This window comes from Nostoc cf. commune SO-36 (genome assembly GCF_023734775.1).
Lineage (GTDB): Bacteria > Cyanobacteriota > Cyanobacteriia > Cyanobacteriales > Nostocaceae > Nostoc > Nostoc commune_A.
Map to the genome: position 1 here is coordinate 4,140,100 of NZ_AP025732.1, position 23,279 is coordinate 4,163,378.

19 protein-coding genes and 2 pseudogenes are annotated in these 23,279 nt (G+C 39.4%); 12 read left to right on the plus strand and 9 right to left on the minus strand.

The features are described 5' to 3' along the window. Positions 1 to 335: 335 nt before the first annotated feature. Positions 336 to 752 (minus strand): DUF6444 domain-containing protein, encoded by a 417-nt coding sequence (locus ANSO36C_RS18660; protein ID WP_410174617.1) that lies wholly within the window; start codon positions 750 to 752, stop codon positions 336 to 338. A 146-nt stretch (positions 753 to 898) separates the two neighbouring features. On the opposite strand from ANSO36C_RS18660, the gene ANSO36C_RS18665 reads away from it, so the two are divergent. From ANSO36C_RS18665 to ANSO36C_RS18675, 3 genes and pseudogenes are all read left to right on the plus strand, one after another. Beyond that, complete coding sequence (locus ANSO36C_RS18665; RefSeq protein WP_251955744.1) at positions 899 to 1,495, plus strand: IS630 family transposase; 597 nt, start codon at positions 899 to 901, stop codon at positions 1,493 to 1,495. 234 nt (positions 1,496 to 1,729) lie between these two features. Then, positions 1,730 to 3,083: pseudogene (gene mgtE, locus ANSO36C_RS18670) on the plus strand (magnesium transporter). A gap of 73 nt (positions 3,084 to 3,156) precedes the next feature. Next, entirely contained in the window at positions 3,157 to 4,185 is a 1,029-nt protein-coding gene (locus tag ANSO36C_RS18675; RefSeq protein WP_251955745.1) for an aspartate carbamoyltransferase catalytic subunit, read from the plus strand. A gap of 527 nt (positions 4,186 to 4,712) precedes the next feature. On the opposite strand, the gene ANSO36C_RS18680 is transcribed toward ANSO36C_RS18675, so the two are convergent. Then, positions 4,713 to 5,126, minus strand: coding sequence for a P-loop NTPase family protein (locus ANSO36C_RS18680; protein WP_251955746.1), 414 nt, complete (start codon positions 5,124 to 5,126; stop codon positions 4,713 to 4,715). Positions 5,127 to 5,523: 397 nt separating this feature from the next. Here ANSO36C_RS18680 and ANSO36C_RS18685 point away from each other — a divergent pair, with 397 nt between their 5' ends. Then, the gene (locus ANSO36C_RS18685) at positions 5,524 to 5,964 is read left to right on the plus strand and encodes a pentapeptide repeat-containing protein (protein ID WP_251955747.1); all 441 of its coding nucleotides are present in this window, start codon (positions 5,524 to 5,526) and stop codon (positions 5,962 to 5,964) included. A gap of 70 nt (positions 5,965 to 6,034) precedes the next feature. Here the strand turns inward: ANSO36C_RS18685 and ANSO36C_RS18690 are convergent, their stop codons facing one another. From ANSO36C_RS18690 to ANSO36C_RS18715, 6 genes are all read right to left on the minus strand, one after another. Next, the gene (locus tag ANSO36C_RS18690; protein ID WP_251955748.1) at positions 6,035 to 7,375 is read right to left on the minus strand and encodes a TldD/PmbA family protein; all 1,341 of its coding nucleotides are present in this window, start codon (positions 7,373 to 7,375) and stop codon (positions 6,035 to 6,037) included. 125 nt (positions 7,376 to 7,500) lie between these two features. Then, positions 7,501 to 8,973 (minus strand): TldD/PmbA family protein, encoded by a 1,473-nt coding sequence (locus tag ANSO36C_RS18695; RefSeq protein WP_251955749.1) that lies wholly within the window; start codon positions 8,971 to 8,973, stop codon positions 7,501 to 7,503. Positions 8,974 to 9,405: 432 nt separating this feature from the next. Further along, positions 9,406 to 10,233: a glycosyltransferase family 2 protein gene (locus tag ANSO36C_RS18700; RefSeq protein ID WP_251955750.1), complete on the minus strand. Its 828-nt coding sequence runs from the start codon at positions 10,231 to 10,233 to the stop codon at positions 9,406 to 9,408. A 45-nt stretch (positions 10,234 to 10,278) separates the two neighbouring features. Beyond that, positions 10,279 to 11,583, minus strand: coding sequence for an NAD(P)/FAD-dependent oxidoreductase (locus ANSO36C_RS18705; RefSeq protein WP_251955751.1), 1,305 nt, complete (start codon positions 11,581 to 11,583; stop codon positions 10,279 to 10,281). Between the two features lie 91 nt (positions 11,584 to 11,674). Further along, complete coding sequence (locus tag ANSO36C_RS18710; RefSeq protein ID WP_251955752.1) at positions 11,675 to 12,031, minus strand: EamA family transporter; 357 nt, start codon at positions 12,029 to 12,031, stop codon at positions 11,675 to 11,677. 37 nt (positions 12,032 to 12,068) lie between these two features. Beyond that, entirely contained in the window at positions 12,069 to 12,452 is a 384-nt protein-coding gene (locus ANSO36C_RS18715; protein WP_251955753.1) for an EamA family transporter, read from the minus strand. 1,342 nt (positions 12,453 to 13,794) lie between these two features. On the opposite strand from ANSO36C_RS18715, the gene ANSO36C_RS18720 reads away from it, so the two are divergent. The 5 genes from ANSO36C_RS18720 (at position 13,795) to ANSO36C_RS18740 (ending at position 19,641) form a co-directional block, all read left to right on the plus strand. Continuing rightward, positions 13,795 to 14,849 (plus strand): IS630 family transposase gene (locus tag ANSO36C_RS18720; protein ID WP_251955754.1). Its coding sequence is split into 2 segments (ribosomal slippage): positions 13,795 to 14,187 and positions 14,190 to 14,849, totalling 1,053 coding nucleotides; the frame shifts between segments, so codons are not numbered across the junction. 1,237 nt (positions 14,850 to 16,086) lie between these two features. After that, complete coding sequence (locus tag ANSO36C_RS18725; RefSeq protein WP_251955755.1) at positions 16,087 to 18,246, plus strand: Tex family protein; 2,160 nt, start codon at positions 16,087 to 16,089, stop codon at positions 18,244 to 18,246. A 13-nt stretch (positions 18,247 to 18,259) separates the two neighbouring features. Beyond that, positions 18,260 to 18,610, plus strand: a complete 351-nt coding sequence (locus tag ANSO36C_RS18730) for a 2Fe-2S iron-sulfur cluster-binding protein (protein ID WP_251955756.1) — start codon at positions 18,260 to 18,262, stop codon at positions 18,608 to 18,610. A 311-nt stretch (positions 18,611 to 18,921) separates the two neighbouring features. Beyond that, a complete protein-coding gene (locus ANSO36C_RS18735; protein ID WP_251955757.1) occupies positions 18,922 to 19,320 on the plus strand; it encodes a phage holin family protein in 399 nt (132 codons plus the stop codon). 129 nt (positions 19,321 to 19,449) lie between these two features. Next, positions 19,450 to 19,641, plus strand: a complete 192-nt coding sequence (locus ANSO36C_RS18740) for a YqaE/Pmp3 family membrane protein (RefSeq protein WP_251955758.1) — start codon at positions 19,450 to 19,452, stop codon at positions 19,639 to 19,641. A 386-nt stretch (positions 19,642 to 20,027) separates the two neighbouring features. Here ANSO36C_RS18740 and ANSO36C_RS18745 read toward each other — a convergent pair. Beyond that, positions 20,028 to 20,827: pseudogene (locus ANSO36C_RS18745) on the minus strand (histidine kinase). A 191-nt stretch (positions 20,828 to 21,018) separates the two neighbouring features. On the opposite strand from ANSO36C_RS18745, the gene ANSO36C_RS18750 reads away from it, so the two are divergent. From ANSO36C_RS18750 to ANSO36C_RS18760, 3 genes are all read left to right on the plus strand, one after another. After that, a complete protein-coding gene (locus ANSO36C_RS18750; protein ID WP_251955759.1) occupies positions 21,019 to 21,243 on the plus strand; it encodes a hypothetical protein in 225 nt (74 codons plus the stop codon). 55 nt (positions 21,244 to 21,298) lie between these two features. Further along, on the plus strand, positions 21,299 to 21,634 hold the full coding sequence (gene petJ, locus ANSO36C_RS18755; RefSeq protein WP_251955760.1) for a cytochrome c6 PetJ: 336 nt from the start codon (positions 21,299 to 21,301) through the stop codon (positions 21,632 to 21,634). Between the two features lie 206 nt (positions 21,635 to 21,840). Beyond that, on the plus strand, positions 21,841 to 22,860 hold the full coding sequence (locus ANSO36C_RS18760; protein WP_251955761.1) for an aldo/keto reductase: 1,020 nt from the start codon (positions 21,841 to 21,843) through the stop codon (positions 22,858 to 22,860). Positions 22,861 to 23,279 lie beyond the last annotated feature (419 nt).

The following is a 23,279-nucleotide window of genomic DNA, read 5'->3' on the forward strand; positions in this document are numbered from 1 at the left end:
ACAAATTATATCAGTAGCAAAACTAACTATGATTACAGAATAATTTCCTAAAAATCAGGCTAGTAAGCTAATACAGCGCTTCCGCCTGTTATAAGGTACACTAGGTTAAAATATAAATACTTTGTAACTGCCTACCTACTTAATTGAGGCGAGAAAAACAGAGACATTACCAAGTAGCGCCTGAGTAATAACTTCCAGTAAGTTAAGACCCTGCTTAGAAGCAGTGGAAAGATGCATAACGGATATTAGCGAATGAAACCGCAAACTCGAAGGAGCGAAAACCACCGGAAATCTTCTGCTTACATTTCATCATCCGCAAGTCACGTTCTGCCTGATTATTGGTAAGGACATTCTTTGACTGCCACTCTGTGTTCTGTGACGATGATGCGTGGGGCTGGTATATCAAATACTTGTCGCTTGATGATTTTTTTGATTCCTACATCCCCAATATCACTTCCACATCCAGGACATGAGCATGGTGTTGGATGTTCTACTATTTTCTCTGGCTCTAATACTTGTTTTAATGTCTGCCCTGGATGACCTATCTGCCCCCCTGATGGCCGCTTCCCTTTTTCTCTTAAACTTTTTGTCCGTATTTGATTTGACTTTTTGAGTCCGTCGCTGGCTGGTGGTTTTGAACTTGTTTGGCTATCTAGTCCCAAACTTCTCTCTAGCTCTGCTATCCTTTCCAGCAGTGCCTTAACCTCTAGCTCTAGCCTTTCTATTTTTTGATCTTTTTCTTCTGGACTCATTCTTGAACATTACCATCTTTCCTCCCTTCACGGGAATATCCCTGACTTTCCTACCTGGGCAGTTACGACAAAACTGGTAATTGGGTAGGTCGAAGTGCAATGTGTCGTGCCTTACAAAAATTAGGATTAAATCGTAAAAAAAAACATTGCGGAGTAGTCAAGCAGCAACAGAAAGAGTTCAAAAAGTAAGAGTAGAATATTGGGAACAGGTCAGAGATATAGATCCAGATAACTTAGTATTCCTAGATGAGACAGGAGTTTTATTAGGTCTGGCAAGAACTCATGCGCGTTCGCAACAAGGAACAAGAGCTTACGACCAAAAACCATTTTATAGAGGTGCAAAAGTCACAGTAATTGGAGCAATTAGTATTAAAAAAGTAGTGGCGTTAATGACGATGAATAACTCAATGGATAGCCAAGCATTTGATGTATTCATTGAGAAGTTTTTAGCGCCTAATTTATGGACAGGAGCAGTAGTCGTCATGGATAACTTACCTGCCCATAAACTAGCATCAATTGTACCAATGATTGAAGCTGTAGGTGCGAAAGTTATTTGTTTATCCTCATACTCTCCTGATTTTAATCCAATCGAGTTATGGTGGTCACAACTCAAATCTTTTTTACGCAGTTTTGCTCCAACTACAACAGAAATGGTTGATACAGTAATCTCAGTTGCACTCGACTTAATGAATCCTCAACATTTAAAAAACTGGTTTACTAATTGTTGCTATTGTACCTCATAACACCGGGAAGTGCTGTAAAGATAAATATAAAGCTACTAAAATTACAAAAAATCCTCAGTATCTACCGGAGAGGGCTATTCCGGGTTAGGATGATGACTAGCGATGCCTTAATTTAGATATCGATATTGAATTGTTGAAATTTTATGGGCAATAGTCCACCAGATGGCAGTATCAACCTCCTCTGAGCTGGCGAGGAAGTCTCCCAGCGCGGGGGAGACTTAGGAGATATATCTCATGCTCACACAAGATATTCGTGATTTGTTGACTGATACTACCGATTTAAATCAGTTGAAATGGGATTTAAATCGCTTGCAACCTGTGGATGTGGGAGATTACATTACACAATTGCCTGAACAAGAACGCGCGATCGCATTTCGTTTACTCAATAAAGCTCAGGCAATTGATGTATTTGAATATCTGCCCACAGAGGTGCAAGAAGAACTAATTAATTCTCTGCATGATGTCCAGGTAGTGCAGCTTGTAGAAGCGATGAGTCCCGATGAACGGGCAGAATTGTTTGATGAACTACCTGCTGGGGTAATCAAACGGCTATTACAAGAACTGAGTCCAGAACAAAGGCAAGCAACAGCAACGATTCTCGGCTATCCAGAAGGCACGGCTGGGCGGGTGATGACAACCGAATATGTGCGATTACGGCAAGGCTTGACTGTCGGTGAAGCCCTAAGCAAAATCCGCCGTCAGGATGAAGACAAGGAGTCTATTTACTACGCCTACGTCACAGATGACAACCGGACGCTGGTGAGAGTAGTTTCACTGCGCCAATTGCTGTTTACCTTTCCCGATGTATTTATTAAGGATATCGCTAGCGATCGCGTCATCAAAGTTAGAACTGAAACCCCCCAAGAAGAAGTAGCGCGGATCATGCAGCGCTACGATTTAATCGCTATCCCCGTGGTTGACCGAGAAGACCGATTAGTGGGCATCGTCACCATTGATGATGTCATGGATATTTTGGAAGAGGAAGCCACAGAAGATATCCAAAAACTGGCGGGTGTCAGTGGTGATGAAGCAGCTTTATCCTCTCCCTTACTCACCATCCGCAACCGCTTACCTTGGTTGTTGGGCATCATGGCAATGTATATTGGTGCTGCTAGTGCGATCGCGCCTTTTCAATCTGTAATTGCCGCAGTGCCAGTTCTAGCAGTCATCATGCCGATTTTTTCTAACACGGGTGGTACTGTTGGGATTCAATCATTAACGGTGACAATTCGCGGCTTAGGATGTGGGCGAGGTAACACCCAAAGATACCTTAAAAATTCTCCGCAAGGAACTTCTAGCTGGTTTAGGTACAGCCGTAGCTTTAGCCACAACAATGATCCTGCTTTCCTTAATTTGGGCGCGACCCCAAGAACGATGGGTAGCTTTAATTGCCGGAATGGTAATGGCAACTAATACAATTGTGGCTGTTACACTCGGCACTTTACTGCCAATGGCTTTGACACGGCTGAAGCTTGACCCTGCTTTAGTTAGTGGCCCCTTAGTGACTACAATGCTAGATACAATTGGGTTTTTAACGTTCCTCAGCTTAATTTCTCTAGCTTTAAACGTTTTCCATTTACCAACCTAAAAGGATTGGACATTGGGTATTGATTATTTCTCCCTTATCTCCCCCAATCCCCAGTTTCCACTCTCCAAATTCTATGCCTACTACTACCTGGAATCGTCATCACGTTCTTTCCCTAGCTGACTTTACGGCGGCTGAATATAATACTGTTTTGCAAACTGCTGCCAGTTTTCAAGAGGTACTATCGCGGCGGACGAAAAAAGTACCAACCTTGCAGGGACAGGTGGTGGCGAATTTATTTTTTGAATCTTCTACCCGCACCCGCAGCAGTTTTGAACTCGCGGCGAAACGCTTAAGTGCAGATACCCTGAACTTTGCCGCAGCATCTTCCTCTATGACTAAGGGAGAAACAATTCTCGACACGGCGAAAACCTATTTGGCGATGGGAACTGATATTATGGTAGTCCGCCATCGAGAAGCAGGAGTACCAAATGCGATCGCGGCTGAAATGGATCGTTTAGGTGTAAAAGTTAGCGTCCTCAATGCTGGTGATGGTCAACATGAGCATCCTTCCCAAGCACTGCTAGATTTATTTACCATAACTACCCTAATTGATCCAGCTAGCCCCCGACTGGAACTTTTAAAGGGGAAAAAGATTGCCATTGTTGGAGATATTCTCCATTCTCGCGTGGCGCGATCAAATATTTGGAGTTTAATTGCCAGTGGTGCTGAAGTGCATCTGGCAGCACCACCAACCCTTTTACCTAAGTTATTTGCTGAATATATCTGTGAAGAGTCAGAAGTCAGAAGTCAGGAATTATTCTCCGACTTCCTCACTCCCCAGCTTTTTCTACATTGGCAGCTAGAACCAGCTTTGGAGAATGCCGATTTTGTCATGACTTTGCGCCTGCAAAAAGAACGGATGATGGCTCATTTACTGCCAAGCTTGCGAGAATATCATCAGCTATTTGGCATTACAAGCACAAAGCTGCAACTTTGTAAACTTAATGTCAAAGTTTTGCATCCAGGCCCAGTCAACCGTGGTGTTGAAATTAGTTCTGAATTGATGGATGACCCAGAATTTAGTCTTATTCAATCGCAAGTTACTAGTGGTGTTGCCGTTCGCATGGCGCTGTTGTACCTATTAGGTAGTGGCAAGGCTTAAGTATAATCTAAGTTTGAATACTTCTAGTACGCCACCGCGTAAATAGAGCAACCATTTAAAATTCCTAAAGAGTTTATTCCATAATACTTTCTACTCTTGACTTTTGACTTCCGCCTTGCGCTACTAAGGACTTCCAAGAAATAATGTCAATATTGGCTTCTTTAACCAAAGTGGTAGAAACCGAGTTCCAATAGATTTTTCATTTATTGGAATGATTAAGCTCTGTAGGGCAAAGCTATTCAACTTTTTCATACCAAATCCCTACTTTCTCAAAAGAAGCATAAGCAAGCTTCAGAAAATTCATTACTCTCTGTCTCCCAATTATCCCAAATTCTTTATACTCTCTCGCCTCCGCAAAGGTCAGGCGATTTTGGTCAATTATGTTTCTTTCTTTATATGCTAACTTCGGAAAATCTATAACTTTTATCTTATATTTATTTACTATTTTCTGAAAGTTTGAGTCTGACTCTATATGTTCCCAATCATCACACAGCCCGAAATTCCTTACCAGAATATGAGGGATTGTCTCACCATAAGTATTTACTGACTGAGCAAACAGGTTGATGCTGTCGTATCCTCCTGTCGAGACAAACCATTTGCCAAAACATCACTCCCTGCGAACTTGCTAGTTCAAGTAATTGATTAGAATCAATCCACCCTTGTACTGCTCTATGCGATTGTGCGGCTAAATTCACAATTACTGGCTTCTCTATCGCCCACTCAAATATTCTATCTGCCTTATCTGCCTGTCGTTCATTCTCACTAAACACAGCATATTTACATATCTGCTTATACACCTCTGCTACATCTGGATTCGACCTATCTGTGTCCACTGCTACAAACGGGATTTTCTTATCCAGGCAATACTGAATCATTGTCCTGGTAAAGAGAGATTTCCCTACCCCACCTTTTTCACCATCTACCAAATGAATCGTCGGCATTACAGCCACCTCTAATACTTATTACTTATTCAAGTCTGATACATTTTTGCCCTGGCTTAGAACTTTTTGGAAGTCCATGTCCGCTTGATTATCTACTAAAACCCAAGAACCCAAAAGAAAAGAGTCAAAGCTATACTTTGTCTCCCCGCCTCGCAAGCCTACGGTGTCAACACAAGTCTTGACTCAGTGTTTGACTGGAGCCAGAGCCTCATATATCTAAAATTCTTACTAAGAATCTTTTAATTTTACTCCTATCGGACTAGCTTACGGAAGAATACCTAGTCTCATAGAAATTATATATTCCTCCGATCGCATGAATACAGAATTCTGTAATTTTGGGACAGTGGAATGGTGGAAGTTAAAAATTTAACGACTTCTAGAAGTGTCGGAGGTAAATATGAAACGAATTTTTTTGACGGCAGCAGCTTTACTCAGCACGCTATCTTTAGCTGCTCCTATTCCCGTCAAAGCAGAAAATTCCGCCCCTATCCGCCGCTTACTGCAAACTAGAGAGTGTTTTGGATGTAACTTAACAGGAGCAAACCTTAAAGGCGCTCATCTGATAGGGGTTGACCTGAGAAATGCAAATTTAAAAGCAGCCAATCTTGAAGGGGCTAACTTAGAAGGTGCTGATTTAACTGGTGCTAATTTAAAGTCTGCTAATCTTACAGAAGCATTCGTCAGTGGTACTACCCTAAATAATGCTAATCTTACCAACGCTGATTTGAGTGATGCTCATTTATATAATGCTGACGTAGGTGGCGCTGTTTTAGCTGGTATTGATTTAAGCGGTGCTGATGTATTTAATACTGCCATCAGCGTAGGTGGTGAATATTAATGGTGAGTAAAAATTTCCAAGTGATGAGTTAAGAGTTATATTAAACTCATAACTCTGCACTTTTTAAGTTTTATTCACCAGTAATCGATAGTTCATCAACCCAGATTTTCGGGCAAACTCCCCCCGGCGTTAACTCTGCCTCTTTTTCTACATAAATAATTGACTTTAAGAGTTCTAAGAAATCGCCAGCCACCGTTGCCGACTCAATACTTGTCTTCACACCCTTATTAACTAGCCAACCATCAAACGGCAAAGAAAAAGAACCTTGTAATGATTTAACTCCAGCATGGAGAGCTTGTAAATCATCGATAAGAATCACATTTTCAGCTGTTTCTAAGCTGAACTCTTGCTCAGGAGTTGCTGTTGAGAAAACGTGATAAAAATTAGGACTGACGCTGACTTTTGCGCCAATACTGGCATTACCCGTAGGCTGGGCATTTAATCTTTTAGCAGTGCCCGCACTATGGAGAAATCCTGTTAAAACACCATTTTCAATCAATGAAATTTGACGGGTAGGAGTTCCTTCACCATCAAAAGTTTCTGCACCTACGTTAGCTGGGTGCAATGCATCATCATAAACTGAAATTAGAGGAGAAGCGATTTGCTTTCCTAAATCATCAGGAGTAGATAAACTTTGATTGTCCAAAATACTTTGGGCATTGAACAAGTTAGAAAAACCACCCAACAGACTTAAGAAAGCTTCTGCTGAGAAAACAACTCGATATTTACCAGTCGGAATTTTTTCATAATTCAAGTGACTGATAGTTTTCTCGGCAGTTTCCTTGATACAACCATTAATATCTAGGTTATCTAAACTCTGGTTGATTCTAAAAGCACCTGCGCTGCGCGGTTTCTTTCCTTCTTCCTCAGTTTTGCTATAAAGGTAAACTGATGCCAAAGAGTGAGATTCAGTTCTCACTGCACCATCGCTATTGAGATAGAATCTGTCAACATCTCTTTGTGATAAACCGTTATAAGGTACACCTTTAATCGCTGGATGAGCTGCTAGTAATTCTTTTTCAGCTACCAGCAATTTTTCTATAAGTTCAGCAACAGGTGCTTGGAGTGCTTTATCTTGAGGTTTATTTGGGATAGGAGTAGTAGCGTCTGGACTAAAATCAGGAACATTTTCTTTAACACCAAAAAAACTAGCTTCGTAGGCAGTTTTCAAAGCTAATTCCAGTCCCTTGGGGTCTACATCTGTAGTGCTGGTGACACCCATTGTATTATCTTCATTCCAGACACGAACAATAACACCAGAACGATTTGAAGCTTTGACTTGTTTTGGCTCTCCTTGGTCTACTTGCACATTAGTATCATCTACTGTTGAGCCATAAATGTCGAATTTCTTAATACCAAGTTTATCAGCATTGTCCTTGGCAGAATTTGCAATCTCATTGATATTCGGCATAGTCAATTTTGGGTTTGGGATTTTCTCGCTCCCTGCTTTAGTCTGGGAGTGTAATAATGGAAAGCTTCTGTTTCCTAGATAAAATTAAGAAGGCGTTTCCAGGTAGAACCTGGAAGTTGATAATGTTATCTTCCGCCAACGGTAATAGAATCAACCTTGATGTGGGGTTGTCCAACTGTGGTGTAAATACTGCCACTGACTGAGCCACAGAAACCTGGTGCAATTTCTAAATCTTGGGAACACATAGAAATTTTATTCATAATTTCCTTGGCTTCACCGATGAGAATTGCTCCTTTTAGTGGTTTGGTGATTTTGCCATTTTCAATCAAATAAGCTTCATCAACACTAAAGTTAAATTGACCTGTAGCACCAACGCTACCACCACCCATCTTTTTACAGTAAATGCCTTTATCAACAGAGGCAAATAATTCATCAATGGTATATTCGCCAGAATCAATATAAGTATTACGCATCCGGCTGGCAGCAGCAAAGGTATAATTTTGGCGGCGCCCACTTCCAGTTCTGGGGTGTCCGGTGCGTGTAGAACCTGTTCTATCTGCTAAAAAGTTTTTCAGAACGCCTTTTTCAATCAATAGGGTTCTTTGAGCAGGCATACCTTCGTCATCCATGTCAATTGTCCCGAAGGCATTTTCAGAGCGCCCTTCATCCCAAGCTGTCAAACTTTCGTGGGCAATTTTTTCGCCTTTTTTGTCAGCAAAGGGAGAGGTATTGCGTTCTATTTGGGTGGTTTCTAGCAGGTGTCCGCAAGCTTCGTGAAAGATTACGCCGCCAAAGTGATTGGCCATAATTATGGGGTAAGTACCCGATTCCACATAATCTGCGTAGAGCATTTTTCCAGCAGAATCTGCTATTTTTTCGGCAGCTTGCTGAGAATCCCAAGTTCTCAAGAAGTTGGCATCGCTAGTATTGCCGGCGCGATCGCTAATTGAGGTACGATTAGCACCATCAGCACACAATAGGTTAAATCCTACTGATTGCGTGAGGCGGATGTCACGAGCAAAAGTACCGTCACTAGCGGCGATTAAAACTTCTTGCCAATCTCGAAAATAGGTAGCACGGCGCGATTGGATGTGGCTAGCTTTTTGCTTCAGATGAGCAGTACCATCAAGAAGGATTTCTCCCATTTCTCGGATGGAGCTACACACTGGTAGCCATGCATCTTTACCTCTTTTAGTGGCGTAATCTCTCAATAATTCCAGATTGATTTCTGGGATGAAAGATTTAGGAGTAGGTAGTTGCAATCCTAAGATAGAAAGACCTTTTTCTAAAGCTGCTTTCAAACCGGAAAAAGAAAGGTCATTGGTGCTAACGTAGCAGTCAGCTTTACCGCGAAATACTCTGACTCCCGCGCCTGTAGACAGACTGGGTGAAATACTAGTGATGGAGTCTTCTTCTGCCAGACAACTAATATAGTTGCGACGTTCTAAAAATAATTCGATGAAGTCAGCACCAGCCGCGCGTCCTAGTCCCAGCAGGGTAGCCAGAGGGGCTTCCCAGGTTTCATCGAAACGCTCTGGTGTGGAGGAATATTGGAGGGTGGGAAGTTGATTTGAGAGAAGTAGCGTACTTGTAAGCATGGGTAGCCTCGTCTGCTGGCGTAGTTCAGAGATTTGACTGAAAAATCCTGGTGTGTTCAGTCTAACAAATGAGCAAAAGCCACAGTTGCTAGAAAAGCGTGTGGATTTCCCTCCTCTTCAGGAACGCCTTGGCAAATCCGCCCGTAGATTAGAAGTTTGGCACTATATCAACTCGTCATCAACCGGGCTTACATCCCTAGGCACAAGGCACAGGGGTTTTATGCCCGTTTAATAAACAAAGCCCGCCTTTGCGGGCTGAAATTTTTAAAGTTTTCACTTATTGAAGAGTTAAGTGTAACATAGAATACATTTTGTATGTATTTACTTAGCACTATTCTCAACGAAAGGAGTCATAAGTTAGGAATGAAATGCGAGAAACTCTATTTAAACTTCGTCCATATTAAAACCTTGAGTTTCCAACTTGACTCAGGTTTATTTTCGATTTCCTATCTTCAGTGGAATTCTTTCTGTTTCTTGCTCATTGAAAATCTGACTTAAATTAGCAGCAGTTGGCGCTGGCGATGTGAAATTCTTAAACAATACCTTTAAAGTTCGATTAATAGTTTTAAGAATTTTCATTTTGCTAGCACTAGGCTTTTGATCATATCTCAAAACCATTGGAATTTCTGCGATTTTTGGTTTGAGTACTTTAGCTTTCAGTAGTAAATCTATCATGCAAGCAAATCCACTTTCAGTGAATAGATTGTCCCCGTAATACATATCTAGTTTACTAAGGAAAGTACGGTTATACAGTCTGTAACCACAAGTATAGTCTCTTACACCTCTTACACGGGCTGCAATTCTAAAAAGCCAACTGGCTCCATAGCTCATTATCTCTCTAAATTTTGATAAGCCTATGACTTTAGAACCTTTTCGATATCTAGATGCGATCGCAATATCATAGCTACCAGCTATCATAGTGTCATACATCTTTATCAATAATTCTGGTGGTTGAGTGTTGTCACAATCCATCGCAGCTAAAAAATCGCCTTCCTTAGAAATTTCTAAAAAAGTCGTAAAACCTGTTTTAATTGCTTGACCTAAACCAGCATTTTTGGGGTGTTGGACTAATTTTAGTAATATCCCCAGTGATTGCGATACTTCTAAAGCAGTCTCAGCAGTTTTATCACTACTACCATCGTCAACAAGAATCAGTTTTATCTCCATATTAGAGATTTGCTGCAAAGTCTGAAATCTTTTGAACAAGGGGCGAATTGATTCTTGTTCGTTATATGCGGGTAAAAGAACAAAAAGACTCATAAGTAACTCCTATATTTTTTTAAATTGAATACCATTACCTAAACTTCAAGAATTCAGTAATGTTGATTTTTTGAGAAATTCATCAACCTGTCGCACAACTGCGTTATTGTTGACGCTATCATTGACCAACTGTGAGGTATTTACAACAAAAAAATCATTGTTTTCAGTACTCACTTTGGGAACAATACTTGAATAATCTAAAACTTGCAGTGGCTGTACTTTAATCGCTCGATTAATGTGTGCTGCCACAATATCATCCGGTTTTAATTCTGGGAACATCAAACGTATACCCTGGAAAAATACTTGACGTAATTCATCATCTGGCTGTTTTAACAACGGGTCAGTAGAAAGTATATATTTTGGTAAAAATGTCATGTGATACCCTGCTGTCTCTTGTAAAGAAACTAGGTTACTCATACCGATTACTCCGGTAAAAGGAACATTTCTATCGGCAATATTTACTACATAATAAGGAATTAGGGACTTGCGAGTAATAAGTACCATACAGATTACGCCGAGGTATTCTACTGTTTCACCAGTGTCTGAAACTTTCACTAGTTGATTAGCAGCAATCTGTTGCAGAATATTTACTGGCCCAGTAAAAATAACTTTATCAAAATGCTCCTTTTTACCCTGATATTCTACCCACATTCCACCCTCTGGATGAGGGGCAATATATTCCACCGCAATGCCTTTGTGGATATGACCTCCAGCCGCGTAAATTAATTTTTCTATATGGTCAAAAACCGTTTTGTAACCACCTGAAACATAACCAAGTTGTTCTTTATTTAATGAAGAATCTCGCGCTGAAAATAATCGTTTGATATAAGCCCAGATAAAAACTGCTGATATTCGTTTATAGTTCTCTCCTAATTTAGATAAAAGTAAGGGTTTCCAGAGTTTTTCGTATGTATTTTTACCACCGAGTTTTAATAGCCAATCTTCAACCAAAATCTTTTCTAAGCGCCGCCAGTTATTAAGTCGTGAACCATACAGGAGGGTAAAAGCTAATCTGATTTTACCTATAAGTCCAAACAGAGGAAAGCGCAGAAATTCTATACTATTACTGATAGAATAAAACTTTTGATTATCATAAAAACCTGTTAAACTTCGATGCCAACGCAGTTTATCTCCAAGACCAATATCTCTGATAAAACTTATTAGATGAGTATCAGAAGGTAGGATAACATGATAAAAACGATCCCAAGTAAATAATCCATAATCATGATAAGTGGTAAGTCCACCAAGCTGCTTGTTGCTATCGAATACACTGACTTTATGTCCTTGGTGTGAAAGACGTTGGGCTAATACTAGACCAGTTATACCCCCGCCGACAATGCCTATATTCATACAATTTAGATTTTTGTAGGGATGTTTTTGATATTTATCGCCAAAGGCTTTTTTTAATATTTAGTAACCTGGATTATTGCCTATACAGCTATTAGTTTACAACCAAAACTACGCCAGTTATGATAATGGAAATTCCTAACCACTGGCTAAATCTCACCTGCTCTTTTAGAAGATAGTGAGAAGCAATTGGTATAAGTGCATACATTAATCCTAGAACTGGAAATGCTTGACTCAGAGGAATTGTCCGCAACACATAAAGCCACAACAGAGTCATAAATGTATAGCAAATAAACCAAATCATAAAATAACGAGAAGATAACAAATTTAGAATAGATGTGCTTGCTTCCTTAGTAGCGCTAGAAACGTAAAGTGCATATTTTAGTGATATGTTAGCTGTTGTTCCTAATAAAACTACAATCATTAAAAGTAGCCAAGTAATAACGTTCATTTTTCAATAGTTTTTGTTTGTGAAATTTACTACGAACTTAGATAGATTTTTTAAGTGGAATAACCACTAAAAGAACACCCAGAAAAATAGTCATGACTCCTGCTATTCGAGTTAATGTAATTTCCTCATTAAAAAAGTAGTATGACCCGAAAAGTATGCCAACGTAGTTTAGGCTAGTAAGTGGATAAGCAATACTCAATTTGACAGACCGCAGAGCTAAGATCCAATTGGCTACACCCAAGCAATAAACACCAACAGCTAATATTAATTGTTGAATAAATTCCCAAGTAAATAGTCCCTCATTTGTATGGCTCATGGTATGTTTCATCAGTAATTGCCCAGAAATACTAAACAAAATACTGATGAACAGAATGACATAAGGAATTATTTTAAAGTTGGAAATTTGTGACATAGATTTCATAATACATTTGCCTCAATCTATATAGTAGGTATGAACCGGACAGTAAACAGTTTGTTGTTTTGAACGTTTCGGTTCTCGGTTACACCTTCTCTGCAATTCGACCTCCATTTCAATAAAATAGACAATAAAATTAGTCAGGCTATGTTAAGGGACTTGTATCAAAATAAACTTTGAAATTTATGTCATAGAGTTAGTAACTAAATGCTATTAAAACTTCAGGATGGTTGCTTTATCTGGTAGTATTCAAAATTATCAAAGTATATAATTTTAAATTATGTAATATTTTGTACTCATTATTTTAAGCAGTTTTATTGTTTGGCAAGCCAGTTTTACTTAAAAACTATGATATTGCGATCGCAATATCTAGGTTATAAAAGATACAGATGTAGTTAAGTTGAAGGTTTTGTCGCAAATTCTCTCTGGACAAAGTTTAGCAGTGTCCATAGGACTAGGCTGTTGTAAACATCGCTTATGCTCAACTCGAATTCGACCCACATATTCAACAGATGAAGTTAAATGAATAAAAATGGATGACCATAATTTTTGATTAATCCATACATTAACTTTCATCAATTGCATCCTGCTGTCAAAATCTTGTTAAAGACATTACTGGAATTCCCAAGCCGTCAACCTATACATCAGAACCTAGCTCGATTAATAAATGTTCTCTATGTTACTTCAGGAAAGTGTATTAATTTACTTATATACCATAGGAGCTCCTCAGCCTCACAGACATATCTTTAACCTCTGCTGAGAATTAAGACAAGCTTGCACGCAAATTGAGCGTATATATGTACTCTTTTTAGACATAAGAAAACAACGAATAGCAGAAGTCTGCGTGGTTGCATAAATCGTATATAAATGAATTACTTTACGGTAATGCGCTTTACAGACTACTAAGGAATTTTACTGAATGTCTAAACAGAGCTTTTGGTGAAACAAACTGCTAATGTCAACCAACTTTGATTGATCAACTCGGAGTTGAGGTTGATAACATTGCGTTTGACAAGTTGTGTTGTTTTGCTTAATTGTTACTCGTAATTTTAACTATAATTTTTCTCCAAATTTACTATTACATATAATTACTTACTAGAATACCATGAGATAACCATGTTGCAAATTTATCGCCACACTTCATCAAAAATTCATTTACCGAAAATATACTTAAACAAAAACTTTATAAAGCAAAAACTTTATTAAAGATAAATTTTTATTTTGAAGATTTGTATATTGATGGAGCACTTTCTCGATACTAAACTTGTATAAGTAAGTCGGCGTGAAAAAACCAAAGTATGTAAAGATAAGTAAATACGTAGAATGTATCTACCGAGGTGGCTAAGACATGGGCGCTCGTTTAAGGGTATTTTTGACTCGTGAGCAGGATAAAACTCTATTAAATCTAAGAACTACGGATGCACCGCAGAAAGTGAAAGACCGAGCAGAGGTAATCAGGCTGAATGCACATGGTTGGTACGTAGAAAAAATAGCTGCTCATTTTAATTGGACTCCACAAACAGTAAGAGAAATCTTACATAAATGGCAGAAACTAGGTCTAGAAGGGCTTTGGGAATTACCAGGTAGAGGAGGAAAAACCAAGTACTCAGAAGAAGACATAGTTTTTTTGGAAGAATGCCTCAAAAAAGAACCTCGTACATACAACAGTCATCAACTAGCTCAAAAACTATCTAGCGATCGCCAAGTTAAATTGAGTCCCGACAGATTAAGACGGGTACTCAAAAAAAGGGGGTCATTTGGAAAAGAACCAGAAAGAGTCATAAAGGAAAACAAGACCCTGTAATACGGGAAAAAAAGCAAGCGGACTTAGATATGCTGGAATTAGCTGCTGCTGCTGGAGAAATAGACCTAAAGTATTTGGACGAATCCGGGTTTTGTGCATGGAGCGAGCCTAGTTACACTTATTACCAACGAGGTGAGCAAAAACGTTTAGAACAAAGCAAGCGTCGTGGTCGTAGATTAAGCATTATTGGGTTTCTTCAGCCAATAATCAGTTTTATTTACGGTCTGGTGATTGGAGGTGTTGACAGAAAATCTTATATCCAGATGATGGAGCTTGAAGCCCTTGATGCCCAAAAGATAGGGCGCATCAGAGTCATAGTACAGGACAACGGTCCAATACATCGATGTAAACAAGTGCAGCAATTATGGTCAAAGTGGGAACAGATGGGTTTGTACATTTTCTTTTTGCCGAAATATTGTTCGGAAATGAACCCAATTGAATTGGAATGGCAACACCTGAAAAAAGATGAACTAGCAGGAAAAATGTTTGATGACGAGCTAGAACTTGCTTATGCCGTAATTGATGGTGTCCAAGCTAGAGGGGAAAAAGGAAACTACAGTACACAACGTGTTAAATTTAACTTTAACTCCTTTGGTTAAACTTTCGTTACATACTTATAAATTTTCCCGCCGACTTACTTAACTAGGAACTCAACATTAAAGATTCATTTGCCGATAAGATAGCTAAACAAAAATTTCATAAAGCCAAAACCTTATTAAAGATAAATTTTTATTTTGGGGATTTGCACATTGATGAAGCACTTTCTCGATACTAAACTTGCATAAGTAGGGATTTGGTATCAGAATACATAAGTGCAGAGTAATAATTTATAAAAGTAGAGTGAAAACTTGAACAACAATGCCAAAATGAGCGCATCGTAAAGCAAAAGCTACACGGGTTAGGGTAAAAATGATAGCTAGCAATCAATAGTCTGAATCGTTTCTTATCTATAAAAATCCCTAAATTCGCATATCTTAGACAAAACTAGCTTGACGGCTAACTTAGTTACTCCAGCAGTCTAAAATTGATAAAAAATAATTTTTGGGTGTTGGGATTATTAATTTTTTTTACTGCTTCCCTATTGTTTGGACTCATTTTTCTGCAAAAGTTTATTGGTAATGACAAAAACAATGATTAATAATCCAAACTGGATCTGCCAAGGTGCTAGTATTAGAGTTAATATCAAGCTAATAGCTGTAAACATACCTGCAAGATATGCAATTTCATCAGTACTCTTTTTAAATAAGTAGGCAGTAATTAAAGCAGTACACAGTGGTATCAAGAAAAACAAAGGCATCTTACTAAGCTCTGAACTAAAGGATGTGGTATTTATAAAACAAATTTAAGATTGTTTTTGGAATTGTGGGTAATTCTACATCCAATCAAGTTTTAGGCACAACAGTCGAGCGAAATAAATATTAGATAAAATAAAATTATTTAATGTTTTATTTTATACTAACTTGATTAATTGTTGCGATAGGTAAAACCGTTAAAAACTTGGTAAATAACTTTTTCATCTAGGGTAGATGATGCGCCTAGTAAGCTTTAATAGTAGGCTGCGAGATGCTACGCGTGCTTAGAAGTACACAATCTCTTACGGTAATGATTCTTCTCCCGCTCTGCCAACTCGTTAAAGCTGCGCTATATTATACAATCTCTCGTTCACTTACGTAGATTGATAGAGTTTAAAACTTCCATAGGTGGGTTTTGTCTATTTCGTCAATTGCGCTCTTGAGATCAATCATCTAATAAATTAGCTTAAAATTTTCGTCTGATGCCAGGATAAGGATCTAGCATAATTACCTTTAGAAGTAGCATTTTCATTTTAGACACTTAATGCTGAACATTCCTCAACTACTGGCAACTGAAATCAACCTCAAACCCCATCAGGTGCAAAACGCGCTGGAACTTTTGGCGGAGGGTGCAACAATTCCTTTTATTGCACGTTACCGCAAAGAGCGCACCGATGAGATGAATGAAGTGCAACTACGTGAACTGGCTGATCGATATACTTATTTAACAGAACTGGAAGAACGAAAATCTGTAATTTTAAGTGCGATCGCTCAACAAGGTAAACTTACAGATGAACTCAAAGCCAAAATCTCATCCTGCTTACAAAAAACCGAACTTGAGGATTTATACTTACCCTATCGACCAAAACGACGCACTCGCGCCACCATCGCCAGAGAAAAAGGACTCGAACTACTGGCAGAGTTCATCAAGTCGCTAAATGTAAAAAATGCTGCAACGGCTTCTCTGGAAGAAGAAGCGGCTAAGTATATTTCTGAAGCTAAGGGAGTAAAAACAGCAGAAGAAGCACTTAAAGGTGCTGCTGATATTTTAGCCGAAGAAGTGGCTGAAAAAGCTGAATTACGGGCATATATCCGCGATTATCTTCTAGAAGAAGGGGTATTTGTCTCCCGTATCAAAGATGATTATCCTGAAGGGACAACCAAATTTGAGATGTACCGTAACTATCAAATTAAGGTAAAAAATATTGCACCCCACAATATGCTGGCGTTGTGTCGGGGTGAAACGGAGAAAGTATTAAGCTTTGAAATTGCTTTTGATGAAGATACGGTACTTTACTATCTGGAGTCGAAAGAAATTAAAACCAAAGTTCGGACAATTCGGGATTTTTATCAGGCGATGTTGAAGGATGCATTCAACCGTTTGATGAAAGTCTCTCTAATGGGAGAGGTAATTTCTGAGATTAAAGTCTACGCAGACACAGAATCTATCAAGACATTTGAAACTAATCTGCGAGAGTTGCTGCTATCTGCACCAGCAGGAATGAAACCAACCTTGGCGATAGACCCTGGATTTAGAACTGGGTGTAAAGTTGCTGTTCTCGACCAAACGGGGAAATTTTTGGAATACCAAGCGGTTTTTCCTCACCAAGCTGCTGAACAACGCGCCAAAGCTGCACAAATTGTCAAAAATCTGATTGAAAAGTATAAGATTGAGTTAATCGCCATTGGTAACGGTACAGCCTCCCGCGAGACAGAAGAGTTTGTCACGCAAGTATTGGAAACCATAGAACGCAAACCAGTGAAGGTGATGGTGAATGAGTCTGGTGCATCTATATATTCTGCCAGTACTGTAGCGTTAGAAGAGTTTCCCGATTTAGATATTACCGTGCGCGGTGCAATTAGCATCGGCCGCCGTTTGCAAGATCCTCTGGCGGAACTGGTGAAAATCGATCCCAAATCTATTGGTGTGGGACAATATCAGCACGATGTCGATCAGAAGTTGTTGAAAAAGAAATTGGATGAGACTGTAGAAAGCTGCGTTAACTACGTCGGCGTAGACTTGAACATGGCCTCCAAAGAACTTCTTACTTCTGTCTCTGGGATTACGGCAACAGTTGCCAATAATATTGTCGCCCATCGCAATCAGAATGGAGCCTTTAAAAATCGCCGCCAACTTTTGAAAGTTCCGAAATTGGGGCCGAAGGCTTTTGAACAAGCGGCGGGTTTTCTGCGGATTCGCGGCGGTGACAACCCATTAGATAATACAGCAGTGCATCCAGAGAGTTATTCTGTAGTAGAAGCGATCGCATCTGATCTAAATGTGCCATTAAATCAGGTGACACAAATTGCCGAAAAACTTAAAAAGACTAATCTGAAGAAATACGTTACCGATAGCGTCGGCGAACCCACACTGCGCGACATTCTCAGCGAACTAGAAAAACCAGGTAGAGATCCCCGTGCAGAATTTAAGTATGCCACCTTCAGAGAAGGAATTAAGGAAATCAGGGACTTGAAAGTGGGAATGGAACTAGAGGGAATGATCACAAATGTTGCCAACTTCGGCGCGTTTGTCGATATCGGCGTACATCAAGATGGCTTGGTGCATATATCCCAACTTGCTGATAGATTTGTAGACGATCCCAACAAAGTTGTCAAAGTTGGACAAGTAGTCAAAGTGCAGGTGCTAGAAATCAACGAGAAACTGAAGCGGATTAGTTTATCGATGAAAGCAGTTAAACAATAATTAGAAACAGCAGATGGTAGTTTATCAAGTTCAATTTATCAATCCTACACTTGGATTAGATCGCACCATTCCAGTCCCAGATGATCAATATATTATAGATATGGCGGAAGATGCTGGTATCCGCCTCCCATCTGGGTGCAAACAAGGCGAATGTTCTGCGTGTATTGCTAAACTTATTAGTGGTGAAGTCGATCAAAGCGAGCAAAAATTTCTACGCCCAAGTGAAATACAGGCTGGTTATGTTGTTACTTGTGTAACTTATCCTTTGTCTGATTGCACTTTAGAAACCCATCAAGAACAAGTCTTATATAAATCAGCCCTTTATTATCAGCCTGAGTCTGGAAAATCAGAGCGATCGCAATAGTAATCGCTTAAGAAGATTTGTAGGTTGGGTTCAAGGTAGTGAAACCCGACAAAGCTTGAAAATGTTGGGTTTCGTTCCTCAAACGCCACGTGCTTTAAGTCGGGGAACCGCAAGGGCGCAGTGGCTTCCCAACCTACCTCGGAGTGCTTTTTTAAGTAAAACCTACGCAGTATTAAAACTGGCATATTTTTCTCAATTATCGGCCTAAGGATAGAAGCAAATTCTATCTTGCAAGAGAGGTTAAAACCCTGCACATAGTTGAAGATGATATAAGAAGTTACAAAAAATCTTTAGTGATTAGGTAAGAAAAAATGTTAACACCATTATTAACCGCCCTAGCTACAGCTTTGAGCCTATTAATTGTTGATTTAGTTGTTCCAGGCGTTAATATTGCTAACTTTCCCGCAGCTATGATTGCTGCTTTAGTAATTGGTCTAATCAACGGTTCAGTTAAACCAGTTTTGTCTGCTCTTTCTCTACCACTTAACTTTGTATCATTTGGAGCATTTTCGCTCGTCGTAAACGGTTTGTGTTTCTGGTTAGCAGCAGTCCTAGTACCTGGGTTCGCAGTTCGCGGAATTATTGGTTTCCTGCTTGGGCCAGTTATTCTAACTTTTGCTAACACCTTCATTAACAACTACTTTGTTGAAAAAAACCTGTTAACCGGCAGTGGCGATGTAAAAACCCAAGGTGAATTACCTTCTAGATAAGTATTCTAAGGAGTAGAAATACCAGTTTTCTTACATCTCTACTCCAAATAAATATCCGAAGGTGGATTTCCTAATTCGGAATCTTCAGCAGAATGTAATTAAAGAAAATCACAAAAATACGGCAAAATCATGAAATTAGTTCGTTATCTTCTAGGTTTGTTAGTGCCTCCTTTAGGCGTTTTCCTAACGGTTGGAGTTGGCCCAACTCTATTTATTAACATCTTGCTCACAGTTCTAGGTTGGCTACCTGGTAGTATTCATGCTATTTGGGTTATTGCCAAGCATGATGAACAACTCAATAGAGAAGGAAATATTTACTAATACGCAAGATGAATTTTAGGGAATCTTAAGTATGGTGCATTACAGCTAAAGCCGTAATGCACCATTTTTGTTTCTACCATAAATAAATAGAAGTTATAAGACCTTCCCGAAGCGGGAAGGGGGGGAGAAATTCAAAGCCTCTCTCCTTTTAGGAGAGAGGTCAAAGTTGTACCTCACGCTTGTCGAGAACCGCTATAACAATAGTCCTACGATTATAGTAATTTAGATATTTTTCAGCTTATCAAGTGATGCGTTAGCCAATGGCAACACACACTACGAAAGCTGAGTATTTAATAATTATATAAATACGTTAGTAGGGACATGGCAATGCCGTGTCCCTACTAAAATTCTATATGTATCAGGGTTTTTGTGAAAAGTAGTCTAGCCTATTTATGAATAGTTTCGCGCTCTTTAGTAGCAGGTTCCTTATCTTTGAATAAGTCAGCTGCCGTTAAGAGTAACTCTCTCAATGTTTGTTTGATTTGGCGCTCTTTTCTAGCTAGAGATGTACCAGCTTCACCCAGTTTATCTTCTAACTGCGATCGCTTCTCTCCTACCTGCACAGCCATAGATTCTGCTTGAGGACGAGCCTTATCGTACCAGTGTTTTGCCTCGTCTAGATAATCTTGAACCTCCATATTACGTCCGCCATAGCGTGCAGCCATATTAGCTCGGACAATAGCTAGCTGCGCTTGCAGTTGCGCGTAACGTTTCTTTAACAATCCGACTTCATCACTATCTTTAATAGCATTGACAGCAGATCAATGGCAGTTTTGGTACTAGCAGGTTTTTCCTTACCCGTCTCTTCAATCTCTGCCAAAATTACATCAACTTCTTGCTGGAGTTGTTCTTCTTCACCATCCAGTTGAGCCTGTAGGCGCTTGATATCTGTCTGAGTTCTAGCAATGTTTTGGTGTCTTTGGCTATTAATTCCTTCCAGCGCTCCTTCAATAGAAGCTGTCACTTCATCTTTGAGTTCGCTACCCTTTTCTTGGAAGTTGTCAATTACAGCAGAAACGGCATCTTTGACAATGCTACGAACTTCACTAGAACCTTGTTTAAACTCAGAAGCTACTTGAGAAACTGCGGATTTCACAATTTCTCGAATCCGATCAGTTCTTAATTGCCCAGTTTCTTTGGCTTGTTGTAAGTCTGCTTGAATTTGTTGTTTGATATTGTTAGGCATTTTCAACTCGTAAAATTTAACTAATTGGGATAAAAGTTTCTAGAAATGTTCCTACATCCACATTATGGCGTAGCCCGATAAAGCTCGGTACTTCCTTTAGATAGAAAATTACACTCCAAAAGAGGTGATGTGTAAGATGTTGCCTATTTGTGAGATGATAAATGTTTAGTGATAGTAATTGAGAGTAAAATATGTGGCGAGTAAATATTACTTGTTCGGGTGATGCATGGAAAATCTATGGTGTTGATTTTAAGGCGATCGCAGCGAAATATCAAGGTGAATTAATTGGTTCCAAAAAAATGCCAGATGGTACGCGCATCATGTCTTATAAAATTGAGGATGTTAGTGATGCAGAAGCATTTCAAGAAGATTGTGCAAATTTTGCCGGATTTACAACTGACTTTGAATCCTTATAATATTGGTTTTGATACTTATACCTGCAATCAGTATGTCCAAATCGGGAGAAGTTAATTGAAAAACCTATTTACATTAATATTAGTAACATTTTTGTTATTAACAAGTACTTTTAACTTGTCTGCTAGTGCAGCAGATATAGTTAACGGCGAACAAATCTTTAGTTTTCATTGTGCTGGTTGTCATATCAACGGTAGCAACATAATCAGGCGAGGTAAAAACCTCAAAAAACAAGCCCTGAAAAAGTATGGTATGGATTCACTAGAGGCAGTTACATCTATAGTTACCAATGGTAAAAATAATATGTCAGCCTACAAAGATCGCCTCAGTGAACAGCAAATTGAAGAAGTTTCTGCTTACGTTCTTGAACAAGCTGAAAAAGGCTGGCGTTAGAAAGTTAGGAGTTAGGAGTTCAAAGTTAGGAGTTAAGAGCTAAGATTTAAGAGTTATTGATTATCGCTCTTATAAATGATTCTTAAGAAGGTGTAAAGGAATGTTGTAATCAGATGCTTACGAACTCAGTAATTCTTCATTCTTCTCACACCTAACTCCTGTATAAACGCGATAAATCGCGTCTCTTATCACTACTAAACTTGAAAATGAACTTACCCACAGCTAGCCGTCTCCAATTCACTCCTGATTTAAACATTTGCCGTATCTTAAATGGGATGTGGCAAGTCTCCGGCGCACACGGACAGATCAATCCCCAAACCGCCATTGAGACTATGTTCAAATATGTAGATGCAGGCTTTACCACTTGGGATTTAGCAGACCATTATGGGCCAGCAGAAGACTTTATTGGTGAGTTTCGCTGTCAACTAATTGATACTCGTGGGAAAGATGCTTTATCTCAGGTACAAGCCTTTACAAAATGGGTTCCTCGTCCAGGAAAAATGACGAAAAAGCTCGTCGAGGAAAATATCGATATTTCCTTGAGAAGGATGAATGTACAATCGTTAGATTTGATGCAATTTCACTGGTGGGAATATCAGGATAAAAATTACCTGGATGCCCTCAAATATATGGCGGAACTTCAGACTGAGGGTAAAATTAAGCATCTAGGTTTAACTAATTTTGACACAGAAAACTTGAAGATTATTACCGAAGCAGGTATCAAAATCGTTTCTAATCAAGTGCAATTTTCCCTTGTTGACCGCCGCCCCGAAGTTAACATGGTGGAGTTTTGTCAGCAGCATGACATAAAGCTTTTTACTTACGGCACACTGTGCGGCGGTTTGTTATCAGAAAACTATTTGGGCAAACCGGAACCAAGAGAATTTGATCTTTCCACTGCTAGTTTGAAAAAATATAAAAATATGATTGATGCTTGGGGTGGTTGGCGATTATTTCAAGAGTTGCTGGCTATTCTAAAGGAAATTGCTAATAAGCATAGTGTAAGCATTTCTAATGTGGCAGTGCGTTACATTTTAGATCAGCCAACTGTGGGCGGTGTGATAGTTGGTGCCAGACTTGGTGTATCTGAACATATAGAAGATAACGCCAAAGTATTTAGTTTTAGTTTAGATGAAGACGATCGCGATCGCATCAATGCAGTATCTCGCCAATCGCGCGATTTGTACCAGCTTATCGGCGACTGCGGCGACGAGTATCGGCGATAATTTCGGGATTGAAGAAGAATTCAGAAGTCAGAATTCAGGAGTCAGAATCAAGACGCTCTCTACGAGACGCTGCGCGAACGCGGACTCGCTAAGGCAACTCTTAGAGACGCTAAAAGCGAACGCTATCAGTGGGGGATTCAGACCCACCACTGATAGCGACGCGGAAAGCGAGTCAGACGCTCCTGCGTCGCTAACGCTGTGCTATCGACCGTCTTTAAGACCACCAAATTTTCAATTTGGTGGGGGTTTTAAACCCGTTTATTCAGACGCGACTCGAAAATACTCGCTAATGCTGCGCTATCCACCACTCGTACAGAATTCATACTGAATTCTGACTCCTGACTCCTGAATTCTGTTTAGATAAATTGTAATTTTATTAACCCAGATTTTTGCCAAGCCTACTGCTTTAGGTCGTATTC

What these genes read in the sequence shown, in the direction of transcription:
- ANSO36C_RS18695 (WP_251955749.1), bottom strand. Translation starts at nt 8,973, where the DNA reads ATGCTTACAAGTACGCTACTTCTCTCAAATCAACTTCCCACCCTCCAA.
- ANSO36C_RS18710 (WP_251955752.1), bottom strand. Translation starts at nt 12,031, where the DNA reads ATGAACGTTATTACTTGGCTACTTTTAATGATTGTAGTTTTATTAGGA.
- ANSO36C_RS18680 (WP_251955746.1), bottom strand. Translation starts at nt 5,126, where the DNA reads ATGCCGACGATTCATTTGGTAGATGGTGAAAAAGGTGGGGTAGGGAAA.
- ANSO36C_RS18675 (WP_251955745.1), top strand. Translation starts at nt 3,157, where the DNA reads ATGCCTACTACTACCTGGAATCGTCATCACGTTCTTTCCCTAGCTGAC.
- ANSO36C_RS18705 (WP_251955751.1), bottom strand. Translation starts at nt 11,583, where the DNA reads ATGAATATAGGCATTGTCGGCGGGGGTATAACTGGTCTAGTATTAGCC.
- ANSO36C_RS18740 (WP_251955758.1), top strand. Translation starts at nt 19,450, where the DNA reads ATGAAATTAGTTCGTTATCTTCTAGGTTTGTTAGTGCCTCCTTTAGGC.
- ANSO36C_RS18760 (WP_251955761.1), top strand. Translation starts at nt 21,841, where the DNA reads ATGAACTTACCCACAGCTAGCCGTCTCCAATTCACTCCTGATTTAAAC.
- ANSO36C_RS18750 (WP_251955759.1), top strand. Translation starts at nt 21,019, where the DNA reads ATGTGGCGAGTAAATATTACTTGTTCGGGTGATGCATGGAAAATCTAT.
- ANSO36C_RS18685 (WP_251955747.1), top strand. Translation starts at nt 5,524, where the DNA reads ATGAAACGAATTTTTTTGACGGCAGCAGCTTTACTCAGCACGCTATCT.
- ANSO36C_RS18690 (WP_251955748.1), bottom strand. Translation starts at nt 7,375, where the DNA reads ATGCCGAATATCAATGAGATTGCAAATTCTGCCAAGGACAATGCTGAT.
- ANSO36C_RS18735 (WP_251955757.1), top strand. Translation starts at nt 18,922, where the DNA reads ATGTTAACACCATTATTAACCGCCCTAGCTACAGCTTTGAGCCTATTA.
- ANSO36C_RS18725 (WP_251955755.1), top strand. Translation starts at nt 16,087, where the DNA reads ATGCTGAACATTCCTCAACTACTGGCAACTGAAATCAACCTCAAACCC.
- ANSO36C_RS18715 (WP_251955753.1), bottom strand. Translation starts at nt 12,452, where the DNA reads ATGAAATCTATGTCACAAATTTCCAACTTTAAAATAATTCCTTATGTC.
- ANSO36C_RS18660 (WP_410174617.1), bottom strand. Translation starts at nt 752, where the DNA reads ATGAGTCCAGAAGAAAAAGATCAAAAAATAGAAAGGCTAGAGCTAGAG.
- ANSO36C_RS18700 (WP_251955750.1), bottom strand. Translation starts at nt 10,233, where the DNA reads ATGAGTCTTTTTGTTCTTTTACCCGCATATAACGAACAAGAATCAATT.
- ANSO36C_RS18730 (WP_251955756.1), top strand. Translation starts at nt 18,260, where the DNA reads ATGGTAGTTTATCAAGTTCAATTTATCAATCCTACACTTGGATTAGAT.